Below are 24,109 nucleotides of genomic sequence, written 5' to 3' on the forward strand. Positions count from 1 at the left end.
ATGTCTACACCATTTACATTGTCACGGCGCGTGCTCCTCGGCGGGCTTGGCGCGGGCCTATTAACAGCCATGCTTCCCCTGCGCGGGTTTGCCCAAAACGCCATTCCCACAAACAAGCATTTGATCGTCATCGAATTATTTGGGGGAAATGATGCATTAAACACGCTGGTTCCCTATCGGGATCCACTCTATCGACATTATCGCCCTACGCTGGCGTTAAACGCTCACGAATATGCACCGTTAAGTGATGATCTGGCCTTTAATATCGTCTGGAAAAAGCTCGCTAATGTATTTCAAAAGGGGGAATTAGCGGTAATACAAGATGTTGGCTATCCGTCTCCCAATCTGTCTCATTTTAGTTCCGCCGCAATCTGGGCCAATGGTGCTGACACCCCAACGCTGAAGTCAGGCTGGGCTGGCCGCGTTCTGAGCACATCTTCACGTGAGGATCGCTATCATGATACTGACGGCATTATTCTCTCTGGCGATCAGTCTTTACTCATCCATCCGGCGATCCAGGCACTGACGCTTCAGGATAGTCGCGCCCTACTTAATGCCAATTTCACCCTACCCTCTGCCCACACGAATGATAGAAGTACGACGGCAGCACAGCATATCCTCCGGTTAATGGAGAGTACCAGCACGATAAGTCGCCGGATTCAAAATAAGCTGCGCAATCAGAACCATTTCACCCGTCGATTTACACAGGACGGCTACATTGAACCGCAAAACGCGCAAGCGGCAACGATACTCTGGCTGATAGAGAACAATGTCCGTTCACCACTATATAAAATCAGTTTGTCTGGCTTCGATTTGCATAGCCATTTACGCGGTGAACATGAACGCCAGCTCAGTAAAGTAGAGACGTTGCTGCTTGGGCTACGGCAAGGACTCATCGATATTGGTGCCTGGCAGGATAGCCTGATTATGGTGCATTCGGAGTTCGGCCGTCGGCCAAAAGAGAATGCATCGGGCGGAACCGATCACGGCACGTGCGGGCCGATGCTGCTAGTTGGCGGTCAAGTCGAGGGAGGTATCTGGGGAAATCGCAGCCCACTCGATAAGTTGGATAACGACGGCAACCCTTATTTTTCGACCGACTTCCGCTCGGTATATGCCACCGTCGCCGAACGTTTTTGGCGACTTCCCGCCGCTCAGGTTAGCGGAACATCGCTCTCCCCGCTGAATATTCATCTTTAACCCACCGCCTTATTTCTACAGGACACGCTTTCTATGCAGAAAACAATGACACCAAGCCATCCTCCGACAACGACAGACATGACAGACAGCAAAAACTGGCAGATGTTGGCAAAAATCCGTCAATCTTGTCGTGATAATATCCATATCAGTGGAGAGCTCCCCACCGGACAAACCGATATTCTGGTTTGCCTCACGCTGTATAACGAACCTGCGCCCATGCTTGCCGATACGCTGGCGGGGCTGGTGCGTAACCAGCAAGAGTTAACCGCAACGTTTGCCGATCGTCCGCCCAACATCATCATTTGCATCCTGCTTGATGGCACCAACAGTGCTCACCCATCAACCGTTTCACTTTTAGGGTCGCTAGGGTTGCTGCCAATGCAAATGCCCAGAGCGGATAGCCAGAATAATTCACTGACGCTTCAGGTCAGCGAACAGCCCGCCTCGCATATTCTGCGCTGCTGCGATCAATCTGACGCCATTGAAAACGCGGAGCAGAGCATTACGCTACTTCTTGCCAACAAACACCATAATGCAGGAAAGCTGGATAGCCACGCCTGGTTTTTCTGGGGCGTTGGAAGTGTCGTTAAAGCCGAGTTTGCTATGCAGATTGATGTCGGTTCGGTGACAGAATCAGCATGTTTGATACAGTTGCTACAACACATGTGGCGAGATCCTTATTGTGGGGCCATCACAACGCGCGTTATGCTCCCGGTTCCCACGAATGCAAACCTGTCTCAGAATTGGCAATACGCCGATTTTATCTGGGAAAAAGTCAGTGATTGGGCCATCGGCAGCGCTCTGCATTATCTGGAAGTGGTTCCAGGGCAATGCAGTATGATTCGATGGAGCCAATTTTGTGAAAACCACGGACATTCGCACGCGCCGCTCGACGCCTACCTGCGTGGGCTAATTCCTCAGAGTTTACTGGAGCGCAACCTGTTTCTCGCGGAGGATCGGGTTCTGGGATTTGAACTGACCAAACACCATAAAGGAAGCGGAGTACGTTATGAGCAAGGTGCCATCGTTCGTTCGGATCCTGCTCCCACCTTCATAGAACTTCTGCGCCAGCGACGGCGCTGGGTCAACAGTACTATTGCCGCTCGCTTGCACTCACTGTCCCGATTGCCTGCGGTGATGACACAGTCTTCTCTTTCGCCACTGCGGCGCTGCGGTATTGCGCTTTCTTTGCTTTGGGGAATGTTGCAGTTTATTGCTCAATTTATCATGCCGGCATTTGTCGCCATCTTGCTCGCCACTGGCGTACACCCACTTGCCAGCCATATCCTGCCAGATGCCGCACCGTCTCTTATCACCGCCGCAGCCATAGGTATGGCGCTGCTTTTCCTTGTCGTATGGATAAGCATCCTCTTTATGAGCCGCAGTACCACCTTGACTAGCGAGGTTGGCACACGCTACCACGTCTCAGCGATGTTGCTATTAGGTGCATTAATGGGGGGCGCATTCGTCTTCACGCTGCGGGTGGCACCCATACCGAGCATTGGCCTCATGGGTGTAGCACTTTTCTTGCTTTGCCTTGCAATTAGCCTGCATTCATTGCGCTATCTGCGACAGTTCATACGCTGGATGCCCCTTTACCTCATGCTATTACCCGTCTTCAGTCTCTATCTGACAACCTACTCTATCGCCAACATTAACGATGTCAGTTGGGGAACCAAAGGCTTGACTACTAATCATGTTGAGGAGAATAAACAAAAATCGTGGGCGGCCACACGCAACAAAGTGCTCTTTATCTGGAGTGCCTGTTCACTGAGCGCCGTGCTGCTGTTCTTGCTGACACTCCCTAACACGCAATGGATGTTCGTTATCCAATGTGCCTCCACGTTTTTCTGTGCCCGCATAATACTGTCATCCTCCGTCAGCATCGGTGCCAGTATCACCAAACGATTGCGGACTCTGCGTAAACACACCCCCATGCCGTTTGTCGATCGCGTTGAATGTCCAGTTTCCACCTCACTCCCTATCGTCAGGCCGGTTTTTCCCCCTTTCGCGTCATTCGCTTCGCTGATCAAAGAGAGTCTTACCTCCGGCCATGTCACGAACAATGGCCCCTATGTTCGTCAGTTAGAAAGCCGATTAACTGAATATCAATCGGTCCCCACACGCGTATTCTGTAACGGTGAGCAGGCGCTCATTACCCTGTTACTGGCCGCCGACATTCGGGGTAAAGACGTCATTGTTCCCTCATTTACCTTTGCTGGCACGCCCCATGCGGTTGTTATGGCTGGGGGAAACCCCGTGTTTGCTGATATCAAAAGCCGGGATTGCCCGCTGCTGGATGCCAACGATGTCGTGCACCGCATCACGGCGAATACCTGTGCGATTGTCGCGGTGGACGTGTATGGTTACGCCAGCGACTATTCCGCCTTGCAAAAAATTGCGCGAGACCACGGACTGCGTCTGTTTATCGACAGTGCCCCTGCGTTTGGTACTACGATCAATGGACAACGAACCGGTGGTTTCGGCGATGCACAGATTTTCAGTTTTCACGCAACAAAGCCATATAACACCATTGAAGGTGGCTGCCTATGCAGCCATGACGCAGAGCTTATCAAGCGTGCCGAAGCGATACGCAATTTCGGGTTGGATGCATCAGGCATCTGCGTATCTCCTGGATTAAATGGCAAGATGAGTGAACTCAACGCGATTATCGGGCTGGCGCAGCTTCCTTATCTGGAATCGCAATTAACGTGCCGCCGACAAGCGGCGTCACATCTGATTGCAGGTATAACGTCCATCCCCGGCCTTACACTCTGCTTACCTCCCGAGGGCCAATCCCCTGTCTGGCAGTATCTACCCATTCACGTAGACGCAAAGCGCTACGGTATGGATCGTAACGACCTGCAACACGCGCTGCATGCCCAAGGGATCATGGTGCGCTGCTATTACGCCCCAGCCTGTCATCTCATGCCAGCCTACGCAGGGGAGCATCAGGCCACGCTCCCACAAACCGAACACCTGTCTGCCTGCGTTCTGGCATTGCCAATTTACAACGACATGACGGAGAAAGAATGCGAACGCATCATTACCTCGCTCCGTGCAGTCGCCCTTTCTCCCATCACTCACCACGCGGCTGAAGGAGTATACGCATGAAAAACACGATTCTGGTCGCTGGCGCAGGTGGCTACATAGGCATACCGCTATGCCATTTATTAATTAATCAGGGATATCGCGTGGTGGCCTTCGATCGCTTTTTCTTCGGCCTTCCTGTATCAGAAATGCCACAATCACCAGAGTTCCATACGTTACGTGGCGATATACGCTACATCACCCCCGATATATTGCACAATGTTGAAGCCGTCATCGATCTCGCGGGATTAAGCAACGATCCTGCCGCACAGATATCATCCACGCTCACTCATGCCATCAATTACGAAGGCGCTTGTCATCTCGCAAATACGGCGAAAAAGGCGGGTATTCAGCGCTATATCTATATGAGTTCCGCCTCAGTTTATGGTCGTTCTGGTTCAACACCCGCAGATGAAGAGACAGAGTGCCAACCACAGAGTCTCTACGCGGAGCTGAAACTCAATGTGGAACGTGAACTTCTTCGACTGCGTGATACCACCTTTCATCCGATCATTCTGCGCAATGCCACCGTGTTCGGCCTCGCGCCTCGCATGCGTTATGATCTCTCCGTCAATATCATGACGCATATGGCTGTGCGGGATAAATTCATTGCCATTGATGGTGATGGTCTCCAGCAACGTCCGTTTATTCACGTTAAGGATGTCGCTCGTGCCGTACTACTCACCTTACAGCTTAATCGCCCGCTTTCGGCGCCACCCGTATTTAATATTGGTGGCGACGTGTTAAATCACAACATCAATAGCATTGCTAGCATCATCGCTGAGGAAGTGCCCAACGTGAAAATCGTTCATCGCCCGCAATCTCTGGATACCCGTGATTATCGACTCTGTTTTTTCCATGCGAAAAACACGTTAGGCTTTTCACCGACACGCAGCATTCGAGATGGTGTAAGAGAAATTGCGCATGTCCTGACTACCGATCAAGAGGCAGGAACACAGCCGACCTGCTTTACTGCACAGTGGTACACCGATTTGATTGAGTGGGAGAAACGCTTACAGCCTTTGCAACTAGATGGACACCTCTTTTAGGTATTAACAACAGAAAGCACGTTGCCCCTGAACCGGGGCAACGGATACATACTCTAAATAATTCAAGTTTCAGGAAGGCGGCAAGGGAAGGAATCCCGATGAGCTTACTCAGGTAAGTGATTCGGGTGACTAAACGCAGCCAACGCACATGCAATTTGAAGTATGACGAGTATAGAATTAATCTCGAATCTTGCGGTAAACCCACAGCACAACAATCGCGCCGACAACCGCGACGACAAAGCTGCCGAAGTTAAAGCCATCCACCCGACCGAACCCAAAGAAAACGCTGATGTAGCCACCCACAACTGCACCGACAATCCCGAGTAGCACCGTCAGGATGAAGCCACCGCCGTCTTTACCGGGCATAATCCACTTAGCCAAAATCCCCGCAATCAAGCCAAAAATAACCCAGGACAGAATACCCATACTTACTCCTCGCGTTTTCGTTTCACCACACCCGACTTGCCGTTCGTTATCAAATCGGGCAGTTAAGCAAGTATAGGTGAGGATTGAGGAAATGGCTGGTGGTGCATACTTAGTTATGCCAGCAAGCAATAGTAGGCTAAGTAACGTATGAGACCACTATTATATAGAAGCGCCTCATATGATAGTGCTGTTATCAACACACGCAAACAGCTCACGAATGTGACCTAGCCCAGTCACCATCATGAGTAACTGAGCTCAAGTGAGCTTCATATCCTGCAATCGACATATTTCTGAGCAAATTCAGGATATAGCACATCAAGGTCGCTCTGCGGCTTTCAGCCAGTCGGCAATCCCGTTAACTCCCAAGGAAAGTAGCGAATCCTGTATTGCTACAACGCGTTGAAGCATCTCACCACGATCAGACTCTTCTCGCTCTTCTGCTTCCGCAAAAAGACGTGTCATCAGTTGGGTGAGACTATCATCATGGTCATACAAGTGTTGTTTACTATGGTTGACATAAGTTAAATAGAGTTCGGTTGCGGCCAAGGCCTGCTCTGGCTCTTGTTGAGAAATAACATTGAGCCATCCATGAAATCCAAAAAGTCGATGGCGGTTATTCTCCCCATCTCTATCACTTTCAAATACTGAAAAACAGAGAGCAACAAGTCCTATCGGAACAAAAATGACATTGTCATTACTGTCAAAAATATGATCCAACTGCCTCGCGGTTTCAAGAGCATGTATACCACCAGCATTTAAACCCGCATCAATACCAACCAAGCACTGCTCATCGTGCTGCCGGATATTTTCAGCGTTAGTCCAGACCGTAACTGCGCCATGCCATGCTTCTGTGCTACCCAGATTACTCAACTCCCTTAGAAACTCTTCAAAATCAATATGCTGGGTCATAGCAGCCAAAGCTGAAATGCGCCCCCACGTTTCCATATCTTTGCCGTACCCCTCTCGGTAAAGACGTGTTAACAAAGGTTTCACTACTTCAAAATGCTTGTAGTAAGCATAATAAAGGCATTCCTCAGCAATTTGCCAAAGCCCATTAGGGTCTTGCATGGTGAAATGGAACAAACTCCAACCAAAACCGAAGGATTGGCTTTGCAAATATGGTAAACGACGCAGAATTAAAGCGCGAATTGCAGGGTGTGTATCGGAGGCAAAACGGTACAATGTGGGTACAAGTAATTCAGGAAATTCATTTCTTGCTTCTAGGTAATTATTAGCCAGAATCATCAAGGCATCGGCAACGTCCCCCTTTGCCATATTTATACCTATGGTAATCAAATCAACAGAATCCCCCTCAATTGGGTCTTCTTCATAAAGCCCAGCAAAATCTATGGCTAAAAATATTAACCGTTTTGCTTCTTGTGAAGTACGTATGACATGGGCACAGGCTTTAAGTGCTTTAGCTGACGACCGCTGGTGACGCCATCTCCTCGGATGCCGTTCCAGTTCATCAATAATTTGGTTTGCCAGTAAGGCAGCATCAGGATCTTCCAGTGGTTCCCATTCACCATTAGGGCTCTGGTTGCCATAGCGGCAGGAAAGATACGTGACCACCCCATCCATGATGTCATCACGAAAGACGTTAGGGATTTCTACCCAACGATTAGATAAAAAGCTCAGGAATCGGGAGGGCTGACGAGAAGCGGCCTCTTGCAGTTGTAGGCAAACCTGACGCTCACCACCGACGAGGAAGTCATCCCAGTCCCGATGCGAGTGACCATAGTAATGTGATAATAATCGCAATACACCGTTATCACTGAAATCGAGAAATATCTCAAATGAGAATGGCAGTCTAACAAATCCGCTGTGTGAATCAATACTTGGCTGCCGAACAAATGTTCCAGCTTTTTTCTCATAGGTATCTACAATCGTTTGTACTTCGGGTGAACGCTGGTAGCAAGGAATCGATACGATAAACTCAGTTTGCGCCTTCAATTTCCACAGGTTGAATTCATCTGTAGCATCTTCATTTCGCACAGCCAAAATACTCGCCATTACTTCATTTTGCACTGACACAACCAATAGTCTGAACGATGACTGCATCAATTCACTTAATTCGTAGGAAAGTTCAAATTCCAGCATCTTAGGATCACACAACATACGACTTATCAGGTCAATGTTAGCTTCAGGCGATGCAGTACAAGCGAGTATGCCGAAGTAGAGCAATGAACCTTCGTGATTGAAACAAAGACGCTCTCGTTTTTCTTGCCACCAGTTTGAGTGGACTTTTGCATGGTAGATAATAGCAGCCTCAACCGCATCAAACAGCATATCCAAACTATCCGCATGACTTATATCCCTTTGACTATGTTTATCCTTGTATGAAGTTTCATTGAGGAATCCACTCCGATAGCCTAAACGGGGTTTACTGTAGCGTGACGCTCGCACCATACTCCAGCGCTCAATTGACTCTACAGCTAAATCCAATAAAACACTGGATTGCTCCATGCGTTGCCGAATAAAATTGTCATTTTTACCCCCAAATTCATGAGATTGGCAACGCAACTTACGGTTGAATTTAAATTGCAGTAAATCCTCGTCGCTAATGCCATCGGTCATATAGCGCCAGAGCAAAACATCATCGACCACTCCTGCGGTCACACAACCAGCGATGACTCGACCAAGAAAACTATGCTCAGATCGTGGCATATCAAGCAACCGTTCAAGTAATGGCGTGACCAGTGCTATATTTCCTAGCTTAACTCCTGATAGGTGCATTGCTAGCTGATCTGCAATTCCATTGCCATCAAACCAATCTAGTGACAGTGATTCCATCCAGAATGACAGCACCCCAACACAATCCTCGTTACTCCATTGCACAATACGATGAACATGCCCTGCAAGCCCTTTGACATCCCTGACAGTTTTCAAATGAGGAATCAGATGGTTGAGCCAAAAATGATGCCACTCAATTGATCGACCCATAGCATAAATCACCTGAAAAACATCGGGGTGTCTTTCACGCAAATCGCGTATCAATGGCCAATCGTCATCCTTCGGTGTCTGTTCAGCAAATGATTCTGCTATCAGACGCCTTATGTGGAAAGCTGCGTTCCCCGTCAATACCGTCCTTAGCTGTTTTCTGAATTCGCGACACTCACCCAGCGCCAACTGCGCGATGAAACTGCGGATACTGGGGCGCACAAAGGGAACAGGAGGTAAATCTCTTATGAACTCATTGAGTGTGATGCCATTACGAAGGGCTTTGCTTATGACAAGCACATCCAATAGGGTTTGATGGCCAAATGTCAGCTTTCCATCCTGAGTTTCTTGCAATACGTTGAGACTGCATAGTTTCCGCAGGATGTTCTTAGAGGCTGCGAAACGCTGATGTGGCACGACCAAACTCCGCAATTGCAGCATATCTGAGGCAATATCTTCAATCGCTATTATAGCCGGATCACTTAATTCGCTATCGTCAAGCACGATAGTATTCAGATAGCGTTGTGCCAATGCCTGACTGGTTACAATATTGAAACTACCGCCTCGCTGAGCCAATTCGACAAACAACGCTAGCTCGCGTGGGTTCCTTATTAGCTCACAAGTCACAGCATCAAGGGAATCAGTCGCAATATCCAATGCCCTCAGTAATGGGACAATTTCTGTATTCCAGTCCAGTGGCTGGCACTTCAATTCACAATCCCATTGCCGTTCAGCAATCCGTCTGTCGTAATGCTTGTCGAAGTCACGACAGGCAGTAACAACAGTGAGATTAGGGATCAATAGAAGTCGATCAATTTGTGCAAGAAAATATCGCAATACGCGATGATCACGGGCAATAGATAGCACATCCAAAGAATCGATGACTACAACCACATGGGCGTCTTCAGCTAGTCTGGCCGTTTTTTCCACCCATTCCCCAGATAGGCCTTGAACCTGACGCTCTTCCGATGTCCCTAAGTCTGCGAATTCACGCGATTGGATAAAGAGAGACACAATATCTGAACTGAATTTGCCCCGATCTTCCAATGCTTCCTGTAATGCAAGCATCACACAGGTTTTTCCTGATCCAGGAAGGCCTGTGAGTAAGATAGATCTTTTTCGGGCATCAATCGCTGCAAGTAACTCATCCACAATAGGGTTCGCAATACGATACCCCGCAATATCGCGACGCCACGACCTACCGATGGCAGAAGTACTAGAAAAGGAATGGCGTATCTCAGCAAGATCCATTGGTGGAACGAGTGTTGCTCCGGCCTGCTGGATAATAGTCTTAAGGTCAGATTTGGTTAAGCGATGCTGAGCCGCGCTAGATAAGCGATTACTATCCATGCGCGCACCTAATTGATCGAGTCTTACCCAAATTGCATTGAATGCAGAATCAGGGTTACTCACTAAATGCCGTAAACGCTCGTGTAGCAATTCCTCCATTCTATCCAAGTCATCACTAGTCACAAACGTAGTTCGACGCAAGAATTCAAACGTTGAAAAAGTAGGAGCGGTTTTCGCGAGTTGTTCCGACAAGGTATTATCCAACGCCTGTTGCGCCTTCCCTAAACTTTGTCTGTAGCTACCTTCATCTGACTGAGTCGTACTATGTTCTCTTAGTTTTGCGAGGTCGCCAAAATTGTTTCGGGAATAGAAGCGGACATTTATATTTGGATTATTGGCCAACAAAGAGAAAGCTTTATCTAGTTCATCAGCAAGATCAGCTATTGTCCAAGCTTTGAAATCGGTTTGATTTTTTTTGCACTGGCAGGCAATCAAGGTGCCGTCAACTTTGCCAACGACCACATCATCAACTGAATAGGCTATCGAATCTATTTCAAGCCATTGAAAATCTTGATCGGATAAGACTGTCAGAGCCCAGTCAAATGCGACCAGAGTCTGGTAACTGTCCCCACGATTGGAGCGTATCCCTGCTGTGCTCATCAAATTACTCCCATTAGAGGGCGTTCATTCCTCCCTCATATAAACTAACGTTAGCTGCAACAATATTTTTTGAGCATAGTCTGTCTGTAGTTGAGGAGAATATAGCCAGCTACATCTTCAAAATGAGCCTTTCCCGAAAAATCTTTTTACCACAATAGAATAGATCGTAGAAAGATGATGAACGCGCACTGTATTCAAATTTATGCTCTATTCGACATAATTATGTCGCCGCTCAGGGAAAATACACGGATGCCACAACAGTATAAATGTTTCATTCATGCTTATCAGAGATAAGGTTCAAAAAGTACTGTTTTATTACTCGTAAGATTACTGTATTTTCATACTGAATGAAAACTGACCAGAAATATCCCAATATTCAATTTTCCAATATAAGGTGGGGCATTGATCGCCACCCTACTTCGCATACAAATACACCGAAGCCCTTGATACGCCGAGGTGCTGTGCGATGGTTTCCATGGATTTTTTGACTTCCAGCAGGCCGCTGTCTTTCAGTTCCTGAAGCAGGGTTTTTCTGTCCTGCGCTTTTAGCGCCCGTGGCGTGGTGGCAAGCCGTGCGGCGAAGTGATCGATGTGTTGTCTGATCGCCGCTGCGCCGTTTGGTTCTAAATGCTCCGTTACGGAGTCCGAAGCAAGCTGGGTGAATTGCGCCAGAGCATTTTGCATGCCGCGAAATAGCGTCATATCGACGTTCAGGCACAGCGCAGCGACATAGTCGCCTTCCGCATTTTTGATGCCGACTGAGGTGCTTTTTACCGGACGCCCATCAGCAAACTGGTTAGCATAGTTCGCTAAAATATTAGGAAATTCAGGTGAAGCGATTCGAGCAAGGCCCAGCTCCGTCGCGGGTGCGCCTACCTCCCTGCCAGAGAGGTTATTGTGAATGGAAAGTATCGCGTGTTCCGGGTTCTTCAGATCGTGTACGACCACTTCACAGAATGGCGCAAACGTCTCGCTCAACCCTTTCGCTATGGCATCTAACTGCGTCAGCAGTAGACCTTCTCCAGATGCAGACATATTTCTCTCCAATACCAATACCGACGCAACCGCGTTTTCTGGCGCTGAGTGTACTGTAAGTACATCTTCTTTAGTACCACGAGCGATTCTCGTCTTGCCTTGTGAAGCGTATGCGTTTCGCCCCTTCCCAGCAGCACACAATGCGTCTCACGTAAGCTGAGAATTTAAAGATAAATCATATTAGACAATTTATCTAATTTTATATATTTTGTTTATGTCGCATTCGACAGCATCGAGGACAACGGCCTCGGTATTCACAATCACTAACAGCGGGTTTTTAGATATGAGCGACTTACGTCTCCCAACCTTTGACGATGTGGTAGCCGCAGCGGAACGCCTTGATGGCTATGCCAATAAAACGCCAGTCATGACATCACGCACGGTTAATGACGCGTTCGGCGCAGAGGTTTTCTTCAAGTGTGAAAACTTTCAGCGTACGGGTGCATTCAAGTTTCGCGGTGCCATGAACGCGCTGTTACAATTCTCAGATGAGCAGAAAGCCGCAGGCGTGGTCACCTTTTCTTCCGGTAACCATGCGCAGGCCATCGCGCTGTCCGCCAAATTACTCGGCATTCCGGCAACCATTGTCATGCCACACGATGCACCGGCAGCAAAGATCGCAGCAACACGCGGCTATGGCGGGAACGTAGTGCAATATAATCGATATACCGAAGATCGTGAGCAGATCGGTAGAGATCTGGCCCAAAAGCACGGTCTGACGCTCATTCCTCCTTATGACCACCCGCACGTTATTGCTGGGCAAGGCACAGCCACGAAAGAACTGCTGGAAGAAACCGGTGAGCTGGATGCCCTGTTCGTCTGTCTGGGCGGCGGCGGATTGCTGGCAGGTTCTGCGCTTTCCGCGCGTCAGCTGTCTCCACGTTGCAAAATTTATGGCGTCGAACCTCTCGCAGGCAATGACGGGCAGCAATCCTTCCGTAGCGGCACGATTGTGCATATTGATACGCCCAAAACCATCGCCGACGGCGCACAAATTCAGCATCTGGGTAACTATACCTTCTCTGTGATTCGCCAAAACGTTGATGACATTCTGACGGTAACGGATGACGACCTGATTGACGCGATGCGGTTTTACGCCGAGCGAATGAACATCGTCGTTGAGCCGACGGGATGCCTCAGCTTTGCAGCGGCGCGCAATCTCAGGGAATCACTGAGCGGTAAACGCATCGGTATCATTATCAGTGGCGGGAATGTCGATATCAGCCGCTACGGCGCATTTCTGACTGATAACGCTTGAGGAAAAAACCATGATCTTTATTTCTGAAACGGAATCGGCAGCGCTCATCAGCCATGAGCTGGCCTATGATGCCGTTTGCGAAGCCCTGCTCGCGGCCAGTGAACCGGAAGCGCGCAGTTTTCCAGTCGTACACGGACAAGGCTCCGATCCAAGCAATACATTCAGCGTCAAAGCCTCTGCAACCCGTGAGCTTGCGGGACTAAAAGTGGGTTCATTCTGGCCGGGGAACCCCGCTAACGGCCTGCCCCGCCACAATTCCCTTATTCTGCTGTTCGATCAGCAAATCGGGAAAATGGCTGTGGCCATAGAAGCAGGAAAGGTTAACGCCTTTCGTACCGCCGCCGCCGATGCCGTCGCAGCCGATTTGCTGGCAAGACCCGATGCCTCAGTTTTGGCGGTGTTCGGAACCGGTCATCAAGCTCGTTACGAATGTGCTGCGCTGGCAAGAATACGGCCCATTCGTACCGTACTGATTGTCGGACGCGATAGCAGCAAATCCGCAGAGATGGCGCAAGAGCTCAAGGCTGCGGGGCTGGATGCACAAGTCAGCGATGCCGAAAACGCGTGCCGCGCAGCGGATATCATCGTGACCGCCACGCCATCACGCGCGCCGCTGTTTAACGCCGAGTGGGTCAAGGCAGGAACGCACGTCGTCAGCATGGGATCGGATGCTGCTGGCAAACAGGAACTGCCGCCAGAGCTGTTTGCCACTGGTCGCCTGTTTTGCGATCTGCCTTCCCAATCCAGAACCATTGGTGAGTTTCAACACGCGCCAGCGCATGTGACACTAACCGCCATCGGCGACGTAATTAGCGAGAACGCCGCGGGGCGGCAGACGCCGGACGACATTACCATTTTTGATAGTTCTGGCTTGTCCATTCAGGACTTATATATCGGCCAACGCATTCTTGCCGTCTGGCAAACAGCGAAACAAAATGGAGACATGCAATGAGTAACGTCGAGTGGCTTAACACGCTGGAAACGCCCTTTTTGCTGATTGATGAGTTCCGCTTTCAACGCAATATCGACAGACTTTATCAGCGTACGGAAAATCTAGGCAGCCAGGTTCGACCGCATCTCAAAACGCTACGCTCGATTGAGGCTGGTCGCTATTTGCTCAAAGATTCCGCCTCACCGGCGACGGTTTCGACGCTGGCAGAAGCGGAAGCCTTTGCCGACGCGGGTTATACCAACCTGCTCTACGCCGTGGGGATCGCCCCGCACAAGCTGGCGCGCATCGCTAACCTCATCAGTAAAGGCGTGAATCTTCATATTCTGCTGGATAGCGTGGAACAGGCGCGGGCGGTGACGGATTATGCTCTCGCCAATAACGTGACATTTTCGGTGTTTATCGAGATCGACTGTGACGGACATCGCGGCGGCATCCCGCCAGAAAGCGATGCGCTGCTTGAGCTAGCGAAGCAGATCGATGGCAACGGGGCGACGCTTACTGGCCTGCTGGCTCATGCGGGAGAGTCCTACGCCTGCCGCACGGATGAGGCGATCAGAGCAGCAGCGCGGGCCGAGTGCGCCGCCATCAATACTGCCGGACAACGTGTACGAGCGCAGGGAATTGCTTGCCCCGTACTCAGCGTCGGAGCCACGCCGACAGCGCACTTTGCCGAAGACTTAACTGGCATTACTGAAGTCAGAGCGGGCGTGTTCACTACATTCGATCTGGTGATGAAAAATGTTGGGGTCTGTTCGCTGGATGATATCGCCCTGTCAGTCGTCAGCACGGTGATTGGGCATAACCGCGAAAAAGGCTGGGTGTTTATTGATGCGGGCTGGATGGCGCTCTCGCGCGATCGCGGTACGGCTTCTCAGGCAAAAGATTACGGTTACGGGCTGGTTTGCGACCTGCATGGCAGTCCTTACCACGACCTCTGCGTGACCGTCACCAATCAGGAACACGGCATCATCGCGCTACCCGCAGACAGTGGATTCTCGGTCGATAATTTCCCCGTCGGCACGCGGTTGCGGATATTGCCTAACCACGCCTGTGCGACGGCCGCGATGCATCAACACTATCAGGTGCTGAAATCACACCGGCATGAGCAGGAAACCTGGCAGCGCATTACCGGATGGTAAGTGCCATTGTCATATCGCCCGATCTGAACGCATCGGGCGATGTTTTACAAATAATTCCCGCCGATCTCTCCGCGCCGTCAACCCACAAGGCTCAGCGGTTCGTCCCTAACGTCGGCTCACAATTGACCGGGAAATTCACCGAGTGAGCGATGTAACAGGCATCATGTGCCAGTTCATGCAAGGTGGCATATTGCTCGGCAGTAGGCTGCTTTTCGCCGCTGAATGTTACCTGCGGGTGCAGCGTGACGTCCAACATCGCCATTTTCCCCGCCGCGTTCACGCCCATTGTTCCCACCGCGTGGTCCTGATAATCATCGACACAAAACCGCTTTTTGGCCGCAATCGAAAGGAACCATAGCATATGGCAACTCGATAACGAGGCCACCAGCGCCTCTTCGGGATCGACCGCGTCTTCCAGCGAAAAAGGCAGCGGTACGACATGAGGTGACGACGAGGCACGCAGCGTAATACCGCCATCAAACTGCCACTGATGAAGTCGGCTGTAGCGGTTATCAATAAAATCTTGCCCATCGCGCTGCCAGCAGATTGAAGCACGGTATTCAGACATGGCTCAGTTCCCTTTGTTATGACTTTCCAACCCGCGCAATAGCGTTGCGAGGTTGGTATCAAGCGCCGCCAGCACTTCGGCAGGTAGCACCGAGAGCACATGACGCTCATTCTCAATATGCGCCTCAACGGCACGATTAATCAGTTCAAGCCCTGTGCTGGTGAGCTGCACGAGCGTACTGCGCGCATCCAGTTCGTTCTGCACACGTTCGATAAATCCTCGAGTTTCAAGGCGCTTGAGCCGATGAGTCATGGTTCCTGACGTTACCATCAACGTGGAGAAGAGTTCGGTAGGGCTAAGGCAATGCGGTACACCTGCACGCCGCAGCGTAGCCAGCATATCAAACTCCCAACTGCTCAGATCGAATCTGGAAAAACAGGATTCCAGACGCTGATCCATGAGCACAGCACATCGTCTTAGGCGTCCAATCGGTCCCATGGGGCTGGCATCCAGATCGGGGCGTTCGCGCCGCCACTGTTCAAGGATGGCATCTACCGCATCGTATTCGTGCTCACTGGTTTGATTTTTCATTTATCTTGACTTCAAGGTAATTAATCAACACTATCATAATATCTTGAATTGAAGGTAAAGTCATGAATACTCCATCCTCATCACATTATTGGCGTGACGTCATACTCACGGCGCTGGCTCCCGCGATTTGGGGATCAACCTACATCGTAACATCAGAATTTCTGCCACCGGATCGTCCCTTCACGGCGGCGCTTATCCGCGTGCTGCCTGCGGGTCTGCTGCTGCTTTTATTCACCCGCGTCTTTCCCGCTCGGCGAGACTGGTGGCGAGTGATAGTGCTCAGCGCGCTGAATATCGGCGTTTTTCAGGCACTGCTGTTCGTCGCGGCTTATCGTTTGCCCGGCGGATTGGCTGCGGTACTTGGCGCCATCCAACCGCTGCTGGTGATGGTGCTGGTCTGGGCGGTGGATCATCGCGCTCCCCGACTGGCTACGTTGTGGTCGGCGGTAATCGGTGTGGTTGGCATGGCCGTTTTACTGCTGTCGCCGCAGACAATATTTGAGCCCGTGGGAATCGCCGCCGCGCTGCTGGGTGCGGTGTGTATGGCGACGGGAGTGTGGTTGACGCGTCGCTGGCAGCTTGATTTGCCCGTGCTGCCGCTTACTGGCTGGCAACTTTTCATCGGTGGGTTGATGCTTGCGCCCGTTGCATGGTTAGCCGATGCGCCGCTACCTGCTTTGACTCTGTCGCAGTGGGCCGCTTACGCCTACCTCTGTCTTGCAGGTGCCGTGCTCGCTTATGGACTCTGGTTTCGCGGCGTATCCCGTCTTCCGACGGTTGCCGTTGCATCACTGGGGCTACTGAGCCCATTGACAGCCGTGCTGCTGGGCTGGGCGTTACTTTCACAGTCGATGACCGGTACGGCATTTCTGGGTTTGGCGATCGTATTAGCCAGCGTCTTCGCCGTGCAATGGACGACGTCGCGAAGCAAGTAATCAACTGAGATGTCGATGGTGAGTGCTGTTGGCAGGGAAAGAGGAAAAGGAAGGGATTAAAACGACGGTGTTATGATAACACCGCCGTTTTCTATCATACTTAGCGACGGTTACGCACTAATTGGTAGCGGCGAGTCAGGTACTCGACCGGCGCGCTCCAGATGTGAACCAGACGGCAGAACGGGAACAGAACGAACAGCGTTAGCCCCAGTACGATATGTAGCTTGAAGATCAGCGCGACACCCACCAGATGCGCAGATGCACCGCCCTGGAAATACGCTACGCTCTGTGCCCAACCAACCAGCTTCAGCATTTCGCTGCCGTCCATATGCTGTGCAGAGAACGGGATGGTCAGCACACCTAAACCAGCCTGAATCACCAGCAATGACAGAATAAGAATGTCACCGACGCTAGAAGTCGCACGAATACGCGGGTTGGTCAGACGGCGCTTTAACAACAGCACGCCACCGACAAACGTCAGTAGACCTGCCGCACCGCCGCCAAACATCGCCATTTTCTGTTTTACATCCATTGGCAGGAAAGCTTCGTACATCCAGTGCGGCGTCAGCATCCCGAGGAAATGTCCGGCAAATACGCCCAGAATCCCCAGGTGGAACAGGTTAGACGCCAGACGCATCCCTTTCTTATCCAGCATTTGGCTCGAACCTGCGCGCCAGCTGTATTGGCCGTAGTCATAGCGTAGCCAACTGCCGATCAGGAAAATAGCCATCGCCAGATAGGGATAGATGTCAAAAAAGAATATATTGAAATAGTTCGTGAAAGCACTCATTAACGTTGCCCCCCCGCCGATGTAGCGTCAAGATTCAGATATTGCGGCACCACCGCGCCAGCGAAGCGGCGTTGGTGTTGCGTTTGTTGAGCCGATGCGCAGCCTTCTTCGCCGAGGAACTTAACCTGTTCCTCTTCCCACACGGCATCCAGCGCCTGCGGCGTGTCGTCACGCGCTTCGTCAGCGACCTGATGTGTGACATCGTCACTTTTCAGATCGCTGCCAGACAGTGCCAACAGCAAATCGAACAGTACGGCATAGCTGCTGTCACGCTGCTGCAAACGCGCGCCAATCAGCGCCAGAATCGGCGCGATGTCGAGTAAACCCGCGCGACTCTGCGCGGGTTCCAGACGAGAAAGGTACTCAAGATACAGCGGCAGGTGGTCCGGCAACTCACGGCAATCCAGCGCCAGCCCGGCATCTTGATATTGCTGCATGAGATCGACCATCGCCTGACCACGGTCACGAGACTCACCGTGGACGTGCTCGAACAGCAGCAGCGAGGTCGCCCGACCGCGGTCAAACAGGCCGCTATACTCCGCCTGTTTGTCCAACAAATCCTGCGCGCACAACGTGTTGATGAACTGCATCAGTTGGTGGCTCTCGCGCAGCGGTAAGGCATCAGCCTGCTCTACCGCTTCGAGCAATTCAGCCTTGTTTTCCCACAGCTCGCTATCGGGATAGTCCAACAGGCGGGCAATAATCCGCAGGCTAATCATGGTTTGTCTCCCGCATGATTTTGCTGTTCATGTCGCGCGTTTTGTTGCTGACATCGATGGCATCAATACGCTTGCTGTTGAACAGGTTGAATTTGGTATCGCTACCGTGGCAACCATCACCAAAGCTGAAACCGCAACCTTTGCTTTCCGGGAAAGCTTCACGCGCCAGTTCACGATGGCTGGATGGGATCACGAAACGGTCTTCGTAGTTAGCAATCGCCAGATAGCGGTACATTTCCTGCGCCTGTGCTTCCGTCAGCCCAACCTGCTCCAGCGCGCTGGTATCGATCTTGCCTTCTACGGTTTCTGCACGTTTGTAGTGACGCATCGCCAACATACGTTTCAACGCTAACAGGACTGGCTCGGTATCCCCTGCGGTCAGCAGGTTCGCCAGGTACTGAACCGGAATACGCAGGCTTTCTACGTCCGGCAGTACGCCAGTGTGCGCCAATTGACCTGCATCCGCTGCAGACTGAATCGGTGACAACGGCGGAACGTACCAGACCATCGGCAGCGTGCGGTATTCAGGGTGCAGCGGCAGCGCCAGCTTCCAGTCCATCGCCATTTTGTAAACCGGCGACTGCTGTGCCGCTTCAATGACGCTGTTTGGAATGCCGTCTTTCAGCGCTTGCTCGATGACTTTCGGGTCATGCGGGTCAAGGAACACATCCAGTTGGCTCTGGTACAGATCTTTTTCGTTTTCCACAGAGGCCGCTTGCTCGATGCGATCGGCATCATAGAGCAGCATGCCCAGATAGCGGATACGTCCAACGCAGGTTTCTGAACACAGCGTTGGCTGACCACTTTCGATACGCGGGTAGCAGAAAATACATTTTTCTGATTTGCCGCTCTTCCAGTTGAAGTAAATTTTCTTGTACGGGCAACCGGTTAAACACATGCGCCAGCCGCGGCACTTGTCCTGATCGATCAGGACGATGCCGTCTTCGCCGCGTTTGTAGATCGCGCCGCTCGGACAGGTCGCCACGCACGCCGGGTTCAGGCAGTGTTCGCACAGACGCGGCAAATACATCATGAACGTGTTTTCAAACTGGCCGTACATCTCTTTCTGCACGTCATTGAAATGGACAGGATCGAAGTTTTTGTCCTTCGAGCGTTTGCTGAATTCGCCACCCAGATCGTCTTCCCAGTTCGGACCCATCTCGATTTTCTTCATCCGCTGACCGGTAATCAGCGAGCGCGGACGGGCGACAGGCTGATGCTTACCTTCCGGCGCTTTACGCAGGTTCTGATAGTCGTAGTCAAACGGCTCATAGTAGTCGTCGATTTCTGGCACATCAGGGTTAGCAAAAATTTTGGACAACACGCTGATGCGGTTACCCATACGCGGTTCGAGCTTGCCGCTGATCTTACGGATCCAGCCGCCCTTCCACTTTTCCTGATCTTCCCAGGCATGGGGATAGCCCACGCCCGGTTTGGTTTCGACGTTGTTGAACCAGGCGTATTCCATCCCTTCACGGCTGGTCCAGACGTTTTTACAGGTAACGGAGCAGGTGTGACAGCCGATGCATTTGTCCAGATTCAGCACCATGCCCACTTGTGAACGAATTTTCATCAGGCTTTCTCCTGCTGTACCGCTTTCGGAACTGTTTGTTGCTGAACATAGTCCTGACCTTCATCATCCAGCCAGTCGATGCGTTTCATTTTACGAACCACGACGAATTCATCTCGGTTTGACCCGACGGTACCGTAGTAATTAAAGCCATAAGCCAATTGGGCATAGCCGCCGATCATATGGGTCGGTTTCGGGGTGATACGGGTCACCGAGTTGTGGATACCGCCGCGCTGCTGGGTAATTTCCGATCCCGGCAGGTTAATGATGCGTTCCTGCGCGTGGTACATCATGGTCATTCCCGCCGGCACACGCTGGCTGACAACCGCACGCGCCGTCAGCGCACCGTTGGCGTTGAACGCTTCTATCCAGTCGTTATCCTCGATACCCAAATCGCTGGCATCCTCTTCGCTCAGCCAGATGATCGGGCCACCGCGACCCAGCGTCAGCATCAACAGGTTGTCACTGTACGTGGAGTGAATGCCCCATTTCTGGTGCGGCGTCAGGAAGTTCAACGCTTTTTCCGGGTTGCCATTAGGTTTCTGGTTCATCACCGGTGCCGCAGCACGGGTATCAACCGGCGGACGGTACACCAGCAGGCTTTCACCGAAAGCACGCATCCACTCGTGGTCTTGATACAGCTGTTGGCGGCCAGACAGCGTGCGCCACGGAATCAGCTCGTGAACGTTGGTATAACAGGCGTTATAGGAAACGTGTTCGTCTTCCAGACCAGACCAGGTCGGGCTGGAGATAATCTTGCGCGGCTGTGCCTGAATATCGCGGAAGCGAATTTTCTCGTCTTCTTTATTCAGTGCCAGATGCGAGTGATCGCGACCGGTGAATTTGCTCAGCGCTTCCCACGCTTTTACTGCCACCTGACCATTGGTTTCCGGAGCCAGAGACAGAATCACTTCTGCCGCATCGATCGCCGTTTCAATTTTCGGACGACCCGCCGCCGCACCGTCAGCCTTGGTGTAGTTCAGCTTTTTCAGGAAATCGACTTCGGTCTGCGTGTTCCAACCGATGCCTTTACCGCCGTTGCCCAACTTGTCCATCAACGGACCGAGCGAGGTGAAACGTTCGTACAGGTTCGGGTAATCGCGCTCTACCATCATCAGGTGCGGTGCAGTTTTGCCTGGAATCAGGTCGCATTCGCCCTTTTTCCAGTCATCCACGCCGAATGGCTGTGCCATTTCTGCCGGGGAATCGTGTTGAATAGGCAAGGTGACCAGATCGGTTTCCTGACCAAGGTGACCCTGACACACGCGAGAGAAAGTTTTTGCGATGCCTTTGTAGATTTCCCAGTCACTTTTGGAATCCCACGCGGGATCGACAGCCGCAGACAGCGGGTGAATAAACGGATGCATATCCGAAGTATTCATGTCGTCTTTTTCGTACCAGGTTGCCGTTGGCAGAACGATGTCGGAATACAGGCAGGTGCTGGACATACGGAAATCGAGCGTCACCACCAGATCCAACTTACCTTCAACACCTTGATCGCGCCATTCCACTTCTTCCGGCTTCACGCTGCCCGCGGTACCCAGATCTTGTCCTTGAATACCGTGCTCCGTACCCAGCAGGTACTTCAGCATGTATTCGTGGCCTTTACCGGAGGAGCCCAGCAGGTTAGAACGCCAGATGAACAGGTTGCGCGGGTAGTTTTGTGGACTATCCGGCTGTTCAGCGGCAAATTTGATGTCGCCTGACTTCAGCGCGGCAACGGTATATTCCTGCGGCGTCATCCCTGCGGCACGCGCTTTTTCTGCGATATCCAGCGGGTTAACGTTCAACTGCGGTGCAGATGGCAACCAGCCCATACGTTCAGCACGCACGTTGAAGTCAATCATGCTACCGCTAAAGCGGGATTTGTCCGCCAGCGGTGACAGCAATTCCTGCGGCGTGACGGTTTCATAACGCCATTGGCTGGAATGGTTATAGAAGAACGACGTACTGTTCATGTGACGCGGCGGACGCTGCCAGTCCAGACCAAACGCCAGCGGCGTCCAACCGGTTTGCGGACGCAGTTTTTCTTGTCCGACGTAGTGCGCCCAACCGCCACCGCTCTGACCGACACAACCGCAGAAAACCAGCATATTAATGATGCCGCGGTAGTTCATGTCCATGTGATACCAGTGGTTGATACCCGCACCGACGATGATCATGGAACGACCGTGCGTTTTATCGGCGTTATCCGCGAATTCACGCGCAATACGGATGATGTTCTGACGAGAAACGCCCGTAATTTCCTCGGCCCAGGCTGGGCTGTACGCTTTTACATCGTCGTAATCACGCGCGCAATTGTCGTCACCCAGACCGCGATCCAAACCGTAGTTCGCCATCGTCAGGTCATAAACGCAGGCAACCAACGCTTCGCTTCCGTCGGCCAGCGTCAAACGCTTAACTGGCAGTTTGTGCAGCAGGATTTCTTGCAGTTCGACATTATTGAAATGTTCGCTAACCGCGCCGCCAAAATACGGGAAGCCGACATCAACCACATCGTCGTGCGACCCCAGCAGGCTCAAGCGCAGTTTAACTTCTTCACCGCTGACGCCGTCACGCTGCTCCAGATTCCATTTGCCCTGATCGCCCCAACGGTAGCCGATCGACCCTTGCGGTGCCGTCAGGTTGCCGCTTTCATCGTCAATCGCGATGGTTTTCCACTGCGGATTGCTATCATGACCAAGGTTGTCCACCAGATCGGAGGCACGCAGCATACGACCCGCGGCGTAGTAACCGTCTTCACGCGGCTCCAGCAGCACCAGCATCGGTAAGTCCGTGTATTGACGCACGTACTCGCTGAAATACTGGCTCGGTTTGTCGAGGTGGAACTCTTTCAGGATAACGTGGCCCATTGCCAGCGCCATTGCGCTGTCGGTGCCTTGTTTTGGATTCAACCACTGATCGCACAGCTTGGCGATTTCAGCGTAGTCCGGCGTAACCGCAACCGTTTTGGTGCCTTTGTAACGCACTTCGGTAAAGAAGTGGGCATCCGGCGTACGGGTCTGTGGAACGTTAGAACCCCAGGCAATGATGTAAGAGGAGTTGTACCAGTCGGCAGACTCCGGTACGTCAGTCTGTTCACCCCAAGTCATCGGTGACGCTGGTGGCAAGTCGCAGTACCAGTCGTAGAAGCTCAGGCACACGCCACCGAGCAGAGAGAGGTAACGCGCACCCGCCGCGTAGGACACCATCGACATCGCAGGAATCGGCGAGAAACCGATAACGCGGTCTGGGCCATAAGTTTTGGCGGTGTAAACGTTAGAGGCAGCAATCAGTTCGTTAACTTCGTTCCAGTCAGAACGTACGAAACCACCACGGCCACGAATTTGTTTGTAGTATTTGGTTTTTTCGGGGTCGTTGACGATGGATGCCCAGGCATCAACCGGATCGCTGTGTGCCAGTTTCGCTTCACGCCACAGTTTCATCAGACGCTTACGCATCATTGGGTATTTCAGGCGATTGGCGCTGTACAGATACCAAGAGTAGCTGGCACCGCGTGGGCAGCCTCGAGGCTCATGGTTAGGCAGGTCTGGGCGGGTACGTGGATAGTCAGTCTGCTGCGTTTCCCACGTCACCAGACCGTTTTTCACATAAATCTTCCAGCTACATGAACCGGTGCAGTTTACCCCGTGGGTAGAACGTACAATCTTGTCGTGCTGCCAGCGACTGCGATAGCCATCTTCCCAGTCACGATTGCTATTGAGGGTCTGCCCGTGACCGTCAGAAAACGGTTCAGCCAGTTGTTTGAAGTAACGTAACCGGTCAAGGAATTTGCTCATCCGGACTCTCCTGCTGCGAAGCCTGTTGGCCCCTGTCGTTATGAAATGCTCGTAGCAGACATCTGTTTTTGCTGACGACACATCGCTCAAATTGGCGCTAGGTTATCCAGCAACCGCGCCGCCAAACTTGATAACGATCAAGAGTGTCCCCCTGTGAAAAACGGAGTACACCGCTAAC

Annotated in this window: 16 protein-coding genes; 7 read left to right on the forward strand and 9 right to left on the reverse strand. The window is 51.7% G+C overall.

Annotated features, from left to right (window positions below; translation table 11 throughout):
* From A0G03_RS02460 to A0G03_RS02470, 3 genes are read left to right on the forward strand one after another with little or no spacing between them, the layout of a single operon-like run.
* Entirely contained in the window at positions 1-1,200 is a 1,200-nt protein-coding gene (locus tag A0G03_RS02460) for a DUF1501 domain-containing protein (RefSeq protein WP_011093609.1), read from the forward strand.
* A gap of 33 nt (positions 1,201-1,233) precedes the next feature.
* Positions 1,234-4,314 (forward strand): DegT/DnrJ/EryC1/StrS family aminotransferase, encoded by a 3,081-nt coding sequence (locus tag A0G03_RS02465; protein ID WP_011093608.1) that lies wholly within the window; start codon positions 1,234-1,236, stop codon positions 4,312-4,314.
* Complete coding sequence (locus tag A0G03_RS02470) at positions 4,311-5,339, forward strand: NAD-dependent epimerase/dehydratase family protein (RefSeq protein WP_011093607.1); 1,029 nt, start codon at positions 4,311-4,313, stop codon at positions 5,337-5,339. Before A0G03_RS02465 ends, A0G03_RS02470 begins: the two co-directional genes overlap by 4 nt.
* Before the next feature lie 177 nt (positions 5,340-5,516).
* On the opposite strand, the gene A0G03_RS02475 is transcribed toward A0G03_RS02470, so the two are convergent.
* The 3 genes from A0G03_RS02475 to A0G03_RS02485 all read right to left on the reverse strand — a co-directional run bounded on the left by A0G03_RS02475 (position 5,517) and on the right by A0G03_RS02485 (position 11,690).
* Complete coding sequence (locus A0G03_RS02475) at positions 5,517-5,765, reverse strand: GlsB/YeaQ/YmgE family stress response membrane protein (RefSeq protein ID WP_011093606.1); 249 nt, start codon at positions 5,763-5,765, stop codon at positions 5,517-5,519.
* 315 nt (positions 5,766-6,080) lie between these two features.
* Entirely contained in the window at positions 6,081-10,655 is a 4,575-nt protein-coding gene (locus A0G03_RS02480) for an AAA family ATPase (RefSeq protein WP_048259937.1), read from the reverse strand.
* 414 nt (positions 10,656-11,069) lie between these two features.
* Positions 11,070-11,690 carry a helix-turn-helix transcriptional regulator gene (locus A0G03_RS02485; RefSeq protein WP_048259936.1) on the reverse strand — a complete coding sequence of 207 codons (621 nt, stop codon included), beginning with the start codon at positions 11,688-11,690 and terminating at the stop codon, positions 11,070-11,072.
* Between the two features lie 283 nt (positions 11,691-11,973).
* On the opposite strand from A0G03_RS02485, the gene A0G03_RS02490 reads away from it, so the two are divergent.
* Genes A0G03_RS02490 through A0G03_RS02500 form a run of 3 tightly spaced genes read left to right on the forward strand, consistent with a single transcriptional unit; the run spans position 11,974 to position 15,039 of the window.
* On the forward strand, positions 11,974-12,948 hold the full coding sequence (locus tag A0G03_RS02490) for a threo-3-hydroxy-L-aspartate ammonia-lyase (protein ID WP_048259935.1): 975 nt from the start codon (positions 11,974-11,976) through the stop codon (positions 12,946-12,948).
* 10 nt (positions 12,949-12,958) lie between these two features.
* Positions 12,959-13,900, forward strand: coding sequence for an ornithine cyclodeaminase family protein (locus A0G03_RS02495; protein ID WP_048259934.1), 942 nt, complete (start codon positions 12,959-12,961; stop codon positions 13,898-13,900).
* A complete protein-coding gene (locus tag A0G03_RS02500) occupies positions 13,897-15,039 on the forward strand; it encodes a DSD1 family PLP-dependent enzyme (protein WP_048259933.1) in 1,143 nt (380 codons plus the stop codon). Before A0G03_RS02495 ends, A0G03_RS02500 begins: the two co-directional genes overlap by 4 nt.
* A 91-nt stretch (positions 15,040-15,130) precedes the next feature.
* Here A0G03_RS02500 and A0G03_RS02505 read toward each other — a convergent pair whose 3' ends face one another.
* A complete protein-coding gene (locus A0G03_RS02505; protein WP_048259932.1) occupies positions 15,131-15,607 on the reverse strand; it encodes an OsmC family protein in 477 nt (158 codons plus the stop codon).
* A 3-nt stretch (positions 15,608-15,610) separates the two neighbouring features.
* Positions 15,611-16,138, reverse strand: coding sequence for a MarR family winged helix-turn-helix transcriptional regulator (locus A0G03_RS02510; RefSeq protein WP_048259931.1), 528 nt, complete (start codon positions 16,136-16,138; stop codon positions 15,611-15,613).
* A gap of 62 nt (positions 16,139-16,200) precedes the next feature.
* Here A0G03_RS02510 and A0G03_RS02515 point away from each other — a divergent pair, with 62 nt between their 5' ends.
* Positions 16,201-17,073 (forward strand): EamA family transporter, encoded by an 873-nt coding sequence (locus tag A0G03_RS02515; protein ID WP_048259930.1) that lies wholly within the window; start codon positions 16,201-16,203, stop codon positions 17,071-17,073.
* 100 nt (positions 17,074-17,173) lie between these two features.
* Here A0G03_RS02515 and narI read toward each other — a convergent pair whose 3' ends face one another.
* The 4 genes from narI to A0G03_RS02535 are packed head-to-tail and all read right to left on the reverse strand — an operon-like array spanning position 17,174 to position 23,931.
* Positions 17,174-17,863 carry a respiratory nitrate reductase subunit gamma gene (gene narI, locus A0G03_RS02520; RefSeq protein WP_048259929.1) on the reverse strand — a complete coding sequence of 230 codons (690 nt, stop codon included), beginning with the start codon at positions 17,861-17,863 and terminating at the stop codon, positions 17,174-17,176.
* Positions 17,863-18,582, reverse strand: coding sequence for a nitrate reductase molybdenum cofactor assembly chaperone (gene narJ, locus A0G03_RS02525; RefSeq protein ID WP_048259928.1), 720 nt, complete (start codon positions 18,580-18,582; stop codon positions 17,863-17,865). Before narJ ends, narI begins: the two co-directional genes overlap by 1 nt.
* The gene (narH, locus tag A0G03_RS02530; protein WP_048259927.1) at positions 18,575-20,155 is read right to left on the reverse strand and encodes a nitrate reductase subunit beta; all 1,581 of its coding nucleotides are present in this window, start codon (positions 20,153-20,155) and stop codon (positions 18,575-18,577) included. The genes narJ and narH overlap by 8 nt, the downstream gene beginning before the upstream one ends.
* Positions 20,155-23,931, reverse strand: coding sequence for a nitrate reductase subunit alpha (locus tag A0G03_RS02535; protein WP_048259926.1), 3,777 nt, complete (start codon positions 23,929-23,931; stop codon positions 20,155-20,157). The genes narH and A0G03_RS02535 overlap by 1 nt, the downstream gene beginning before the upstream one ends.
* Positions 23,932-24,109 lie beyond the last annotated feature (178 nt).

The sequence above is a fragment of the Pectobacterium peruviense genome, assembly GCF_002847345.1.
Taxonomy (GTDB): domain Bacteria; phylum Pseudomonadota; class Gammaproteobacteria; order Enterobacterales; family Enterobacteriaceae; genus Pectobacterium; species Pectobacterium peruviense.